Origin of the sequence: Marinicella gelatinilytica, from assembly GCF_026410405.1 — a bacterium.
GTDB classification, from domain to species: Bacteria; Pseudomonadota; Gammaproteobacteria; order Xanthomonadales; family Marinicellaceae; genus Marinicella; species Marinicella gelatinilytica.
This window is the reverse complement of sequence record NZ_JAPMLN010000018.1, coordinates 20,324-33,553: the sequence shown is the minus strand read 5'-3', so window position 1 is coordinate 33,553 and position 13,230 is coordinate 20,324. Positions and strand designations below refer to the sequence as shown.

Annotated in this window: 16 protein-coding genes; 4 read left to right on the top strand and 12 right to left on the bottom strand. The window is 42.4% G+C overall.

The window, feature by feature from the left end; all coding sequences use genetic code 11:
• Nucleotides 1-16 precede the first annotated feature (16 nt).
• The 9 genes from OS173_RS11775 to OS173_RS11735 all read right to left on the bottom strand — a co-directional run bounded on the left by OS173_RS11775 (nt 17) and on the right by OS173_RS11735 (nt 6,139).
• On the bottom strand, nt 17-622 hold the full coding sequence (locus OS173_RS11775) for an SMI1/KNR4 family protein (protein WP_267184491.1): 606 nt from the start codon (nt 620-622) through the stop codon (nt 17-19).
• 93 nt (nt 623-715) lie between these two features.
• Nucleotides 716-1,924 (bottom strand): flavodoxin-dependent (E)-4-hydroxy-3-methylbut-2-enyl-diphosphate synthase, encoded by a 1,209-nt coding sequence (ispG, locus tag OS173_RS11770; protein WP_267184490.1) that lies wholly within the window; start codon nt 1,922-1,924, stop codon nt 716-718.
• A complete protein-coding gene (locus OS173_RS11765) occupies nt 1,905-2,309 on the bottom strand; it encodes a hypothetical protein (protein ID WP_267184489.1) in 405 nt (134 codons plus the stop codon). Before OS173_RS11765 ends, ispG begins: the two co-directional genes overlap by 20 nt.
• Nucleotides 2,281-2,553 (bottom strand): FAD assembly factor SdhE, encoded by a 273-nt coding sequence (locus OS173_RS11760; RefSeq protein ID WP_267184488.1) that lies wholly within the window; start codon nt 2,551-2,553, stop codon nt 2,281-2,283. The genes OS173_RS11765 and OS173_RS11760 overlap by 29 nt, the downstream gene beginning before the upstream one ends.
• Nucleotides 2,553-3,341 (bottom strand): succinate dehydrogenase iron-sulfur subunit, encoded by a 789-nt coding sequence (locus OS173_RS11755; RefSeq protein WP_267184487.1) that lies wholly within the window; start codon nt 3,339-3,341, stop codon nt 2,553-2,555. The genes OS173_RS11760 and OS173_RS11755 overlap by 1 nt, the downstream gene beginning before the upstream one ends.
• 9 nt (nt 3,342-3,350) lie before the next feature.
• Complete coding sequence (sdhA, locus tag OS173_RS11750; protein ID WP_267184486.1) at nt 3,351-5,138, bottom strand: succinate dehydrogenase flavoprotein subunit; 1,788 nt, start codon at nt 5,136-5,138, stop codon at nt 3,351-3,353.
• Between the two features lie 3 nt (nt 5,139-5,141).
• Nucleotides 5,142-5,519 (bottom strand): succinate dehydrogenase, hydrophobic membrane anchor protein, encoded by a 378-nt coding sequence (gene sdhD / locus OS173_RS11745; protein WP_267184485.1) that lies wholly within the window; start codon nt 5,517-5,519, stop codon nt 5,142-5,144.
• 10 nt (nt 5,520-5,529) lie between these two features.
• Complete coding sequence (sdhC, locus tag OS173_RS11740) at nt 5,530-5,907, bottom strand: succinate dehydrogenase, cytochrome b556 subunit (RefSeq protein WP_267184484.1); 378 nt, start codon at nt 5,905-5,907, stop codon at nt 5,530-5,532.
• 52 nt (nt 5,908-5,959) lie between these two features.
• Nucleotides 5,960-6,139, bottom strand: coding sequence for a DUF1674 domain-containing protein (locus OS173_RS11735; protein WP_267184483.1), 180 nt, complete (start codon nt 6,137-6,139; stop codon nt 5,960-5,962).
• Nucleotides 6,140-6,311: 172 nt separating this feature from the next.
• Between OS173_RS11735 and ygfZ the strand changes: the two genes are divergently transcribed.
• The 3 genes from ygfZ (at nt 6,312) to OS173_RS11720 (ending at nt 8,391) form a co-directional block, all read left to right on the top strand.
• The gene (gene ygfZ, locus OS173_RS11730) at nt 6,312-7,037 is read left to right on the top strand and encodes a CAF17-like 4Fe-4S cluster assembly/insertion protein YgfZ (RefSeq protein WP_267184482.1); all 726 of its coding nucleotides are present in this window, start codon (nt 6,312-6,314) and stop codon (nt 7,035-7,037) included.
• Nucleotides 7,038-7,092: 55 nt separating this feature from the next.
• On the top strand, nt 7,093-7,881 hold the full coding sequence (locus OS173_RS11725; protein WP_267184481.1) for a phosphate/phosphite/phosphonate ABC transporter substrate-binding protein: 789 nt from the start codon (nt 7,093-7,095) through the stop codon (nt 7,879-7,881).
• Nucleotides 7,882-8,019: 138 nt separating this feature from the next.
• The gene (locus tag OS173_RS11720) at nt 8,020-8,391 is read left to right on the top strand and encodes a PilZ domain-containing protein (protein ID WP_267184480.1); all 372 of its coding nucleotides are present in this window, start codon (nt 8,020-8,022) and stop codon (nt 8,389-8,391) included.
• A gap of 5 nt (nt 8,392-8,396) precedes the next feature.
• Here the strand turns inward: OS173_RS11720 and OS173_RS11715 are convergent, their stop codons facing one another.
• From OS173_RS11715 to ppsR, 3 genes are read right to left on the bottom strand one after another with little or no spacing between them, the layout of a single operon-like run.
• The gene (locus OS173_RS11715) at nt 8,397-9,173 is read right to left on the bottom strand and encodes a hypothetical protein (protein WP_267184479.1); all 777 of its coding nucleotides are present in this window, start codon (nt 9,171-9,173) and stop codon (nt 8,397-8,399) included.
• Entirely contained in the window at nt 9,166-9,675 is a 510-nt protein-coding gene (locus tag OS173_RS11710; protein ID WP_267184478.1) for a DUF1249 domain-containing protein, read from the bottom strand. Before OS173_RS11710 ends, OS173_RS11715 begins: the two co-directional genes overlap by 8 nt.
• A complete protein-coding gene (ppsR, locus tag OS173_RS11705; RefSeq protein WP_267184477.1) occupies nt 9,675-10,508 on the bottom strand; it encodes a posphoenolpyruvate synthetase regulatory kinase/phosphorylase PpsR in 834 nt (277 codons plus the stop codon). The genes OS173_RS11710 and ppsR overlap by 1 nt, the downstream gene beginning before the upstream one ends.
• A gap of 106 nt (nt 10,509-10,614) precedes the next feature.
• Between ppsR and ppsA the strand changes: the two genes are divergently transcribed.
• Entirely contained in the window at nt 10,615-12,966 is a 2,352-nt protein-coding gene (gene ppsA, locus OS173_RS11700) for a phosphoenolpyruvate synthase (protein ID WP_267184476.1), read from the top strand.
• Nucleotides 12,967-13,230 lie beyond the last annotated feature (264 nt).

Here is a 13,230-nt window from a genome sequence, read left to right as displayed (position 1 = left end):
TGCAGACCTGCTAAGTCTAAACTATTTTGACTGGTATCCATTGTTTATCAGTTTTACCATCAGAATATCGGGTATAACATCCAAAATATTCTATCTCAGCTACAGGAGCAGAAAGGAATTTAGTGAGAAACTCAAAAAACGATTCAGCGTAAACATTAGATTCCAAGCCATCATGATCTTGGTAGATAATTTTACCGGCATTACTACCAGTTAATGGCATTACAAAATAGTTACCCGACGAAGGAATTTCAGCAAACACCACACAATTATTTATCCAATCTATTCCAGAATTTTCTAATTCATCTTCATCAATTAAATCGAACCAATCCATCAACTCACCATACAATTTTTCCCATTTTTCATAAGGATGAATATAAAGCGATGCTGCAAAAGCTTCTGGTTGCTCATGAAAGCTTATTCCTCCGAACTTCTTATAGAATGTAGTAAATTCTACAGAAAATTTACCCAACTTATCTTCCATAGCGTTAATAGTACTACTGCTGGCTGGTTCTAAAATCTCTGTTTTCGTATTCACAATTAATTCACCAGAATCCTCTCCCGCAACCTCACATAAAAAAGGCACTTCTATATTATCATGGATTAATTTTTCAACTTCTTTCATTGCAACTCTTTAATAGATTTTAGACCTGCGGATACAAAAAAATTTAGAGACTTTCACAACTGCAGGTTTTTGACCATCATTACTCGATATTCCTTAATAATGGTTTTCCACAAATTCTTCCAGCAAATCGATAAATTGTTGACCGATATTATCACCTTTGAGGGTGTGGGTTTTTTGGCCACGAATAAATACCGGCGCTGTCGGTGCTTCGCCGGTGCCGGGCAAGGAAATACCTATATCGGCGTGTTTGGATTCGCCCGGACCATTAACAATACAGCCCATAACCGCCACATTCATGTCTTTGACACCGGGATGGGTTAATCGCCACTCAGGCATTTTTTTATCCATGTACTGACTGACTTGTTGTGCCAGCACTTGGAAAAACTCGCTGGTGGTTCGCCCACAGCCGGGACAGGCAGTGACTTCGGGCTTAAAAGATTGTAAATCCAGACTTTGTAAAATTTGCTGCGCGATTTTCACTTCATCAGTACGCGCCTGACCCGGTTCCGGCGTTAACGACACCCGAATGGTATCACCAATGCCTTGTTGCAGTAATACCGATAAGGCAGCAGTAGATGCCACCACGCCTTTGTGACCCATGCCGGCTTCGGTGAGACCTAAATGCAAGGGATAAAGACACATGTCCTGCAGCTGTTGATAAATACGAATCAATGATTGCACACTGCTGACTTTACAGCTGACAATGATTTTATCTGCTGCCAAACCCAATTCTTCGGCTTGTTGCGCGCTTGTCAGAACTGATTCAATCAGGGCTTTTTCAATTAAGGACTGACTATCTAAAGGTTCAGCTTGACGGGCATTGTCATCCATCATTTTAGCCATGAGTTTTTGATCCAGACTACCCCAATTGCCACCAATCCTAACTGGCTTATCTAACTGCTTAGCGATGGCAATAATCTCAGCAAATTGCTGATCCTTATTTCGACCAAAACCCACATTACCCGGGTTAATTCGGAATTTAGCTAACTTTTCAGCACACTCAGGATACGCCTGTAATAAGCGATGGCCATTATAATGAAAATCACCCACCACCGGCACATGACAATGCGCTGCCGCTAAACGATCAATAATTTCAGGCACCGCTGCAGCGGAAGGTTCATTATTGACAGTAATACGAACAATTTGGGAACCGGCCTGGTGCAACTCATAAATTTGTTGTGCGGTTGACTTGGCATCCGCGGTATCTGTGTTGGTCATTGATTGCACCACCACCGGGTGGTCAGAACCAACCAACACGTCCCCAACTTTAACTGTATATCGTTTACTCTGCTTGTTGTTCATCTTGCGTAATTGCCATTAATAGTTGCGCATAGCGACTGCCACCAACATGCGACTTTATGATTAAACAATATTGTACACCTTGTTCGGATGTTAATCTTAACCATAGAAATTGCGATATGTGCCAATAGCCATTTAACCGGCATTGCATAAGCCGATCCGCCACAACCTTAAACCATTGCCTTTGTGCATTGACCATCAGCGAATGAGTCTGATTATTTAAAATTTGTCGATGATTAATGCGAATAGCTAAAATAAGTGCCAGGGTTAATAAAGACCATGGTAAAGGCACTAAAAACCATGCCGAAATAAAAATAACAGCCAATATAAACTGACTAAACCAGAGTCCATCAATGATGTTATGACTTTTGATGGTAACCGGCTTCACAAATACGACTCACCAATGACTTGATCTGCGGGTCTTCGGGTTGTTCGCGACCACTAAACCAGTACCATAGACGCATATCCTGTTGTTCCAAGATATCATCTAACAACTGTTTGTCCTGCTGACTCAAACCATCCCAACACTTATCTAAAAACCCATTTAGTACAAAATCAAGTTCCTTCATACCCCGTCGACACCGCCAACGAAAATAACCAATGCGATCGAAATTCGCTTGATTGGGCATCATTACAAAGCGTGTCGCTTGGCAATCATTTTCTTAATTTCACCAATGGCTTTACCCGGGTTGAGTCCTTTCGGGCAGGTATTGGTACAATTCATAATGGTATGACATCGGTATAACTTAAAAGGATCCTCTAAATCATCTAATCGCTCGCCGGTATGCTCATCCCGTGAATCAGCTAACCAACGATAAGCAGATAACAAAATAGCAGGTCCTAAGTAGCGATCGCCATTCCACCAATAACTTGGACATGAAGTGGAGCAACAGGCACACATAATACATTCGTATAAACCGTCTAATTTTTCTCGGTCTTCTATTGATTGCAAGCGTTCTTTATCCGGTAAGGGTACCGAGTCAGTTTGTAACCACGGTTTAATGGATGCGTATTGTGCATAAAAATGATTCAAATCAGGCACCAAATCTTTCACCACTTCCAAATGTGGCAGTGGATATATAGACACCTCCTTACCTTTCAGTTTTTTAATCGAAGTGGTACAAGCCAGGGTATTGGTGCCATTAATATTCATGGCACAAGAACCACAAATACCTTCTCGACAAGAGCGCCTGAAGGTTAAGGTTGAATCCACTTCATCCTTAATTTTTATGAGGGCATCAAGCACCATTGGACCACAATCATTTAAATCAAGCTCATAGGTGTCGGTTCGCGGATTATCGCCATCATCCGGTGACCAACGGTAAATTTTAAAGGTACTGACATCATCACTTTTACCAGATAACGGAAAATGTGTGCCTTTATTTATTTTAGAATTTTTAGGTAAACTAAACTCAGCCATGATAAACCTCTAATAAACACGTTTTTGGGGAGCAATGACTTCACACTCATCTGTGAGCGTGTGCATATGCACCGGACGGTAGTCAAAATTAACCTTATGATCGGCATCCATATAAACCAAAGTATGCTTCATCCACTCATCATCATTACGATCAGGAAAATCCTCACGGGCATGAGCTCCACGAGATTCTTTCCGGTTCTCAGCAGAGAACATGGTCACCACGGCCTGACTCATTAAATTACGCAATTCCAAAGACTCAACCAAATCACTGTTCCAAATCATGGATCGATCAGACACATGGATATCATTAATTTTTGCGGCTGTGGCCATTATTTTTTCACAACCTTCTTTTAAAACTTCTTCAGTTCTAAACACAGCCGCATTATTCTGCATCACTTTCTGCATTTCTAAGCGCAAATCTGCAGTTTTAATGGAGCCTTTAGCATGTCGCACTTTATCAAAATCAGCGAGCGATTGATCTAAAGCGTCTTTGGGTAATTCACTGTGTGACTCACCGGGCTTAACGATTTCCGCACAGCGGTTTGCCACGGCTCGACCAAATACAATCAAATCTAATAAAGAATTAGAACCCAGACGGTTAGCGCCATGAACTGACACACAAGCGGCTTCACCAATGGCAAACAAGCCTGGCACAACCTTATCGGGGTTGCCGTCTACTTTGTGCACAACTTCACCATGATAATTGGTTGGAATACCGCCCATGTTATAGTGAACGGTAGGTAACACCGGAATCGGTTCTTTATCGACATCGACACCGGCAAATATTTCAGCGGAATCTGCAATCCCGGGTAACCGACTGTGAATCACATCGGCACCCAAGTGATCTAAATGTAAGTTAATGTGATCTTTGTTGGGACCTACTCCACGGCCTTCTCGAATTTCGATGGTCATGGATCTGGAGACCACGTCACGAGAAGCCAAGTCCTTGGCATTGGGTGCATAACGCTCCATAAATCGTTCGCCTTCTGAGTTGGTTAAGAAACCACCTTCACCACGCACACCTTCTGTAATTAAACAGCCGGCACCATAAATACCTGTTGGATGAAATTGTACAAACTCCATATCTTGTAAAGGTAAGCCGGCACGCTGAACCATGGCATTACCATCACCGGTACAGGTGTGGGCAGAAGTACAAGAAAAATAAGCACGGCCATATCCTCCGGTGGCCAATATAACCGATTTACCGCGGAATAAGTGTAAGGTACCATCGGCTAAATTCCAGGCCAAAACGCCTTTACACTCGCCATTTTCCATCACCAAATCAATGGCGAAATATTCAATGAAAAATGAGGCGTCATGTTTTAAAGATTGCTGATACAAGGTATGCAAAATGGCATGACCGGTTCTATCTGCTGCCGCACAAGTCCGTTGCGCTGTACCTTCGCCGTAGTTGGTGGTCATTCCGCCAAAAGGACGCTGATAAATTTTCCCATCTTCCGTACGCGAAAACGGCACTCCATAATGTTCTAATTCGATCACTGAAGGTACGGCTTCACGACACATGTACTCAATGGCATCCTGATCACCCAGCCAATCAGAACCTTTAATGGTGTCGTACATATGCCAACGCCAATCATCCTCACCCATGTTACCCAACGAGGCACTCATGCCGCCTTGTGCAGCCACGGTATGCGATCGGGTCGGGAATACTTTGGTGATACAGGCTGTTGCCAAACCTTTGGTGGCTAAACCCATGGTGGCACGTAAACCGGCACCACCGGCACCCACTACAACGGCATCAAATTTATGTTCTGTAATTTTATAAGCTTGTGACATTATTTATCCGAATAAAAGTTTAAAAACAGCATAACAGCTGAAATAAATTAGACCCACCAAAGTCCCGTAGACTAAGGTTCTCAGTGTCAATAACAAGGCTTTATTGGGTACATAGTCTTCAATAATGACCTGTAATCCCAAAGCACCATGGTAAGCGGCAGCCAGCACAAATATCAGTAATATTCCGGCGTTGACAGGGTGTTGAATCCATTGCACAAGCTGAACGGCTGCCAAACTGTCCAGTGATAAAAACTGCCATAAGACATAGACACCGGTGGGCAGCAAGAGCACTGCTGACATCCGTTGCAACCACCAGTGGGAAAAGCCGCTTTGCGCACTGCCATGGCCTTTGGCTTTGGCTAAATCTGTTTGGTATCTCATTATCTTCTCCTTATTGCGCCAAAACGTATGTCCCGATTGTCAGTAACAATGGAACAATTAACACCACCATCGCAGAACGTCGGGCCTGTTCGTTGCTAAAGCCTTTACCAACATCCCAAAACAAGTGTCGAATACCATTACAAAAATGATAGAAAAAAGTGTACAGCCACAGATAAACAAGGATTTGTCCCGGCACCGACAGTAACCAGCTGCGCAGTTGATCTGCGGCTGCCACATCTGTTGCCAGGGCATACAACCAATAGACGAAAATCACCAAACCAAAAGCCAACAACATGCCGGTGATGCGGTGAAGGATTGACGTTTTAACAGTCAACGGAAATTTGTACACCTGTAGATGGGGTGACAAAGGTCGGTTTGAGCTACTCATGAGTATTCCTGTGTTAAATTAATTAATTATATTACAAGTAAATTGTACCGACTTAAAAGTCAATACAACGACCATTTTTTTCCCAATCACCGTAACGTGTGGGTTCCAAACCCTGTTTACGACCACCGAACTCCTTAGGATAGATGTCTTTATCCGACTCTTGGGTCGAAGCACTTTTGTTGTCTTTACGATTGGGTTTAGGTGTTTCTTTGTGTGTCATGTTAGTGGTCATTGATTCAATGAATTAACAAAACGAAATTATAACATCACCAAACAGCAAATAACAGTGACCGTTCATTTGCGTCAGTCCTCAATCATCAGACAAAACCACAAACTAACTGATAAGTCAGCTTCGTCTTTGTTAAAATAACAAGCCTTATTATCCACTTATTAAAGTCAAAAAAATGTCAATCATGTATTCTTTAGAGCAACAACTGTCGGTGATGCAGTTAACCGGTAAAGACGCCTTGGTTTTTATCAATAACCAAATTATTAACAATTTTGAACACAACTCAAAACAACCACACTATTCAGCGATATGTAACCCCAAAGGACGAATCATATTTAGCTTACTGATGTGGCAACACGATGAAATAATTTTCATGGCTATTGATAAATCACTGTCAGAAGAATTTAAGCAATACATCAATATGCGCCGTTTTCGTATGGATGTGAAATTAACAGACGCCAACAATTACACACCTGTGGTTACTGACATCGATAATGATTTTGTAAAAGACATAACGCTATCAGCGTCACCCGATCATAAGCCACTCAGCAGTAGCAACTTTTGGCAAATATTCTTCCGCTCCAACTTGCCATGGATTACCAAAGAAAGCAGCGAGCAATTTATTCCACAACACCTTTCTTTAGACCAGCATCAATTGATTGAATACCAAAAAGGTTGCTATCCGGGACAAGAAATCATCGCTCGCTTACATTTTATTGGTCGCAACAAAAAACAGTTAGCACTAATACAACTTAATCAACAGGATAACTATAAAAATGGCGGACAAGTCACAATCAATGACATCAAGGGTCAATTGTGCTCACCGGCCATTGAAATTGATAATCAGCTGACTGCGCAAATTGTAAAAAATATCGCTGTTAAGCCCGATTTAAAAGACTGAATGTATCAAATATGGTAATATAATTGCTATCTATTGGTCTGCTTGGAGCATTTGCATGTCAAAAACAAAACAAAGTATCATGACCTTGATCCTTATATTGTGCTCTTTTCAAGGTCTAAGCCAAACAATCGATTTGACGGTAGAAGCCATTTATCCGCCACAACAAGCGGAGTTTGTCTATCAACCTTTGGCGGATTGGTTGGCTAAAAAAACCGGATACAATGTACAGATAAATTCTTCGGACAATTATTATTTCTACTGGCGTGATGCACAATTAGACAACCCGGATTTTACCTTAGATGCCCCTCATGTGGCCGCATACCGAATCACTGAGAAAAATTATGAACCCATTCTGCGAGTTGCCGCAGATCAGCGTTATTATTTAGTCACCAACCAGAATCTCGTCGCCAACGAAGACATTAACAAACAGCTGGTCGGTAAACGTGTTATCACCTTTCCCAGCCCTAACATTGGTTCTTTACTGTATGACCAATGGTTTACGGATTTATTCATTCAACCGCAAAAAGTAGTGACTGCCTTGTCATGGAAAGATGTCATAAACCAAGTGTTTTCAGGAGAAGCTGAAGCAGCCATTATTCCCGAATACCTTTATCGGCTATACCCTAATTTGATGGTCTTAAAAGAAAGCGAACCATTCCCGGGACAAATATTTTTAGTGTCGCCAACCGTCAACTCAGACATAAAATCATCGGTGATCAATGCCTTAAACGAAATTACCAACAGTGACGAAGCCTATCTGATTTTAACCGAGCTTAACGCTGAACAATTAATACCGGCTGACCCTAAAGATTATGTTGCTTTAACTAAGCTGTTAACTGATTAGATTTTCTAACTTCGTCACAGTTTTCATTAATAACTACCTTTAATATCTAACAGATATATATCGAACAAGAATTGTCTAAAACTTTGGGCTTAATACCAGTACAATAGCCGATTTTAAGTAACCACCTACTTCAGCATAATGACTGATTATTCAGAAAAACGTCAATTCACCCGCATTGCTTTATCAAAAGAAGTGACGTTATACTCAGGCGTATCCTGTTGGCAATCGCATATCCATGACATATCCCTGAAAGGCGTTCTATTGGCATGTCCTGATGATTATGTTGTTAAAATGGGCGATATATTTCGCTTACAAATCCCTTTAGAAAACTCACCCTCTATTATCATGAACATTCGTGCAGTTCACGTTCGCGACGATTCATTTGGGGCTGAATGGACCCAAATTGACATGGATAGTTTTGCCATTTTAAAGCGCACCATCGAAATGAATTTATCGAAAAAAGATGCCTTGCGCAGCGACATTAAATCCCTATCAGCAAAGAAATCCTAAGCTGATTATCTTTGCGCCACAATATAACAAATCCAACCAGCATCAGCCGTACCTTGCCGAGTAGGGGTGTAGATATTATTACCCTCCCCGCTGTCTTCATCGGTACCTTCCCAATAAACATCTACCTGTTGAAAGCCCGCTTCTGTTAACAATTCAGTAATTTCCGGCAAGGTCCATAATCGCCAATAGTATGAAAAAGCCCGATCCATACGAATACCTTCATCAGTGACAAAATGGATATAACACTGCATTTCTGAAGTAATTGGATTAAAATAGGCTTGATCCCATATATAAGTAAAACCGTCACATTCTCGCTCTTCGGTCAATTCTTTGGCCGCTTCATAACCACCAAAAGCATCCAAAAAAAACACACCATCGCTTACTAATGACTGATAAACTGCTTCAAAATAATGCCGCATTTCAACACGACTCATAAATATAAAATAACTGAAATTCATCGCCAATATCATGTCCATCGGCGGGGTTTTCACGGTTAACACGTCAGAATTAAGTAGTTTGATGCGTTGTTGTTGTTCTGTTGTTAATCGTTTTACATTATTTTGCTCACCCCATTGCAAAACCAGCGGATCAAAATCAACAGCATAACTGATATGCGCCATGTCACGCTCAACCCACTCACAGCTGGTTTGTGCCGTACCGCAAAAATCTTCTCTCAATGTCACGCCATCGCGGCCACGTAGTTGCTGAAAAGTTTCGGAGACAAAATCAATTTCGGCTTCAACGCATTGAACGGATAGTTGGTAAAAGGCGTGTTTATCCATGATTCTTTTCTAATTGCGATGGGTTATACCCATGCAAATGGTCACTCATTTGCCACGGTGATCCCATATAACCTTTTGTCATAACATGCCTTAACCATTTATTGAAAAAACAATTTAAACTATACCGTCGTTGCGCTTTTAAGCGACAATCAGCACGACCACCCAGCTGTTGAAATAAACGATCGAACTCATGGGCTTGCCATAATTCAGCTAAGTGCATGTCATGATAAATCCGTACCACCATGGTGTCCGATGACTCATCTTCAAACAGCAAACTCAGATGTAATTCTGATGTGTATTTAAATTCTTCAGTACGGGTTACTTGAAGGGTTGGTTGGTTATTAGGTTGAGACACATAAACCACACCCGGTTGTAACCGTTGTGGCAATAACCGCATTAACAAGCGAAAATTATCTTCATGCCAGTCCTGCAAACCTATATGTTGATTTTGCGCCCAGAGTTGGTAACGCCAATAACGACTATTTAATAGAGGCCTTTGCATTAAAACATCCGTTTATTGAGATTAAGCTCCAACAAAATTTTGCCGGAAATTTCTTCAATGGAGGTTAATGTGGTGTTTAAAAAAGGAATCCGGTATCTGTGATATAGGGCTTCAGCATCAGAAATTTCTTTTTGGCATTTTTTAATGTTGGCATAACGTGAATCGGGTCGTCTTCTGTTCCGAATTTGTGATAAACGATGTGAATCAATGGTCAAACCAAATAATTTATCTTTATGCTTTACCACGGCTTTAGGTAGTTGCATTTTTTCCAAGTCCTCATCTGTAATTGGGTAGTTGGCCGCTTTTATACCGTAATGAAGCGCTAAATATAAACATGTGGGGGTTTTACCTGATCGCGACACACCCAACAAAATGACTTCCGCCTGTTCCAAATTAAGATTCATGCCATCATCATGGGCTAATGCAAAATTAGTGGCATCAATACGGGCATTATAAGAATGGCTGTCATACATACCGTGAGCCCGACCGACACCCGGACTTCGCTCAATACCTAAGTTTTCTTCAATTTGCCTTAATAGTTGATTAAAAGGGTCGAGTTTTAAACCACCAGCTGCATGAATGATTTTCCGTAAATTGATATCCACCACAGTATTTATAACCAACGGCTGGAAGTCTGCCTTGGCTTGTCTAATCATATCAGCAGCCAAATGGGCTTTGGCCTCATTATCCACAAATGGGATACGTTTTTGGATAAACTGAATATTTTGGGGGAATTGCGTGATTAAACTTTGGCCAACGGTTTCTGCTGTAATCGCCGTGCCGTCAGAGACATAAAATATGGCGCAGGTTTTTTGTGGGATGGTTTCATTCATATATTTGGCAGTTTTTGAGTCAAATTCGTTAAATTCAAGGGTTATCCATTTCGCTTAATGGTCGCGTCATATAGAATATACCATTTTTATGCACAACGGAAACTTCATGTCAGATTACATCATTAGACTGGATCAGCTCACCTTAGCGGATTTGGATAAAGTAGGCGGTAAAAATGCCTCTTTGGGTGAAATGATAACCCATTTAACGGCTTTAGGGGTACAAGTACCCGGTGGTTTTGCCACCACCGCAAAAGCCTTTTGGGATTTTTTGAATGAATCAGGCTTAGGTACAAAAATTAATCAGCGATTAAATGATTTGGATACCGATGATTTAACGGCATTACAAAGTGCCGGTAAGGATATCCGTGCATGGATTATGGAAACCCCGTTCCAGCCCAAATTACAACAGGCCATTACGGAGGCTTATCAAGCCATGCAGCAAGAACTGGGTGATGGCTTTAGTGTCGCCGTACGTTCATCAGCCACCGCCGAAGATCTACCGGATGCTTCTTTTGCCGGCCAACAAGAAACGTTTTTAAATGTTACCGGTATCGATGATGTGCTGGCTAAAACTCATGAAGTGTTTGCTTCCCTTTATAATGACCGTGCCATTTCATACCGCGTGCATCATGGCTTTAACCATGATGATGTGGCCTTGTCAGCGGGCATCCAACAAATGGTGCGTTCTGATTTAGCCGCCAGCGGTGTGATGTTCACCATGGACACCGAATCCGGCTTTAATGATGTGGTGTTTATTACCTCATCCTACGGACTGGGTGAAATGGTGGTTCAGGGTGCGGTCAACCCCGATGAATTTTATGTTTATAAACCCGGTATAAAAGCGAACAAACCCGCTATTTTACGTCGAAACTTAGGTACCAAAGCCATCACCATGACCTATGGTGATACCGGCGTACGTACTGATCCGGTTGACGACGACCGTCAACAACAATTTTCAATCACAGACTCCGAAGCACAACAATTGGCACAACAAGCCATGATGATTGAGCAACATTACCAACGACCCATGGACATTGAATGGGCCAAAGACGGTAAAAATGGTCAGCTCTACATTGTTCAAGCCAGACCGGAAACGGTTAAATCACGCGAATCTGCTGGTCAAAAAATCGAGCGTTACCAGCTCAATGAAAAAAGCAAGGTGGTGGCTGAAGGCCGCAGTATTGGTCAAAAGATTGGCCAAGGCACCGCTAAAGTCATCAAAGGCATCGATCAGATGCATGACGTCATTGAAGGTGATGTTTTGGTGACAGACATGACTGACCCGGATTGGGAACCCATCATGAAAAAAGCCGCCGCCATTGTCACCAACCGTGGCGGCCGCACCTGTCATGCCGCCATTATTGCCCGTGAACTGGGCATTCCGGCAATTGTGGGTTGTGGTGATGCCACAAAAAAAATAAAGCATGGCCAAGAGGTGACAGTTTCTTGCAGTGAAGGAGATACCGGTTATATCTATGAAGGCTTATTAGATTTTGAGATAAAAACCACTGACTTAGCCAACATGCCCGAAGCCCCCTTAAAAATCATGATGAACATCGGTAATCCGGATCGGGCTTTTGATTTTCAGAATTTACCGGGCTTTGGTATTGGCTTAGCGCGCTTAGAATTTATCATTAACCGCATGATCGGCATCCACCCGAAAGTGTTGTTAGATTATGACAATCAACCGGAAGACGTTAAAGCCATCACCGATCCCATGGTTGCGGCCTATAACTCACCGCGCGAATACTTTGTTAAGCGTCTGGCCGAAGGGGTGTCCACCTTAGCGGCTGCCTTTAACCCCAAACCCGTCATTGTGCGCCTCTCAGATTTTAAATCCAATGAGTATGCCAACCTCATCGGTGGCAGCGCTTATGAACCTGATGAAGAAAATCCGATGCTTGGTTTTCGAGGTGCCTCACGCTATTTAGATAATTCCTTTGTGGATTGTTTTGAAATGGAATGTGAAGCCTTAAAATACATCCGTGATGAGATGGGACTGACCAATGTTTGGGCCATGGTACCGTTTGTCAGAACCGTGGAAGAAGGACAGGCTGTGGTCGATTTAATGGCCAAATTCGGCCTGAAACAGGGTGAAAATGGCTTAAAAATTATTATGATGTGTGAATTACCCTCCAATGCCTTGTTAGCCGATGAATTTTTAGATATTTTTGACGGCTTTTCCATTGGCTCCAACGACATGACCCAATTAACTTTGGGGCTTGATCGTGATTCAGGGGTGATTGCGCATTTATTTGACGAACGCGATCCGGCGGTTAAGAAAATGCTGTCCATGGCCATCCAAGCCTGTAAAAAACGCGGCAAATACATCGGCATCTGCGGCCAGGGCCCCTCAGACCACCCTGATTTAGCCCAATGGCTGATGGACGAAGGCATCGAAAGCGTGTCATTAAATCCCGATACCGTGGTCGAAACCTGGCTGAAACTGGCGAAATAAACCAAGAATTGACGCCCAATTCCGGCGTCTTTATCTCAAACCACCGCGACGTGCTCGGGCTGCCCTAAGGGGCCCTGCTTTTGGTGACCCGGGCACCCATCTTTCAGACCAGAGAAAAACTACCTGTCACGGATTCACTTTATAAATTCTCAATTTTAGCAACGACAAGGCATGCCTTGTCGCTACGATCCGATATTTAGAAAATGGCTGAATGAAAAAAAGACGCCCGGGCCGGGCGTCTTTGGCTGTCTTTATTGACGAGAC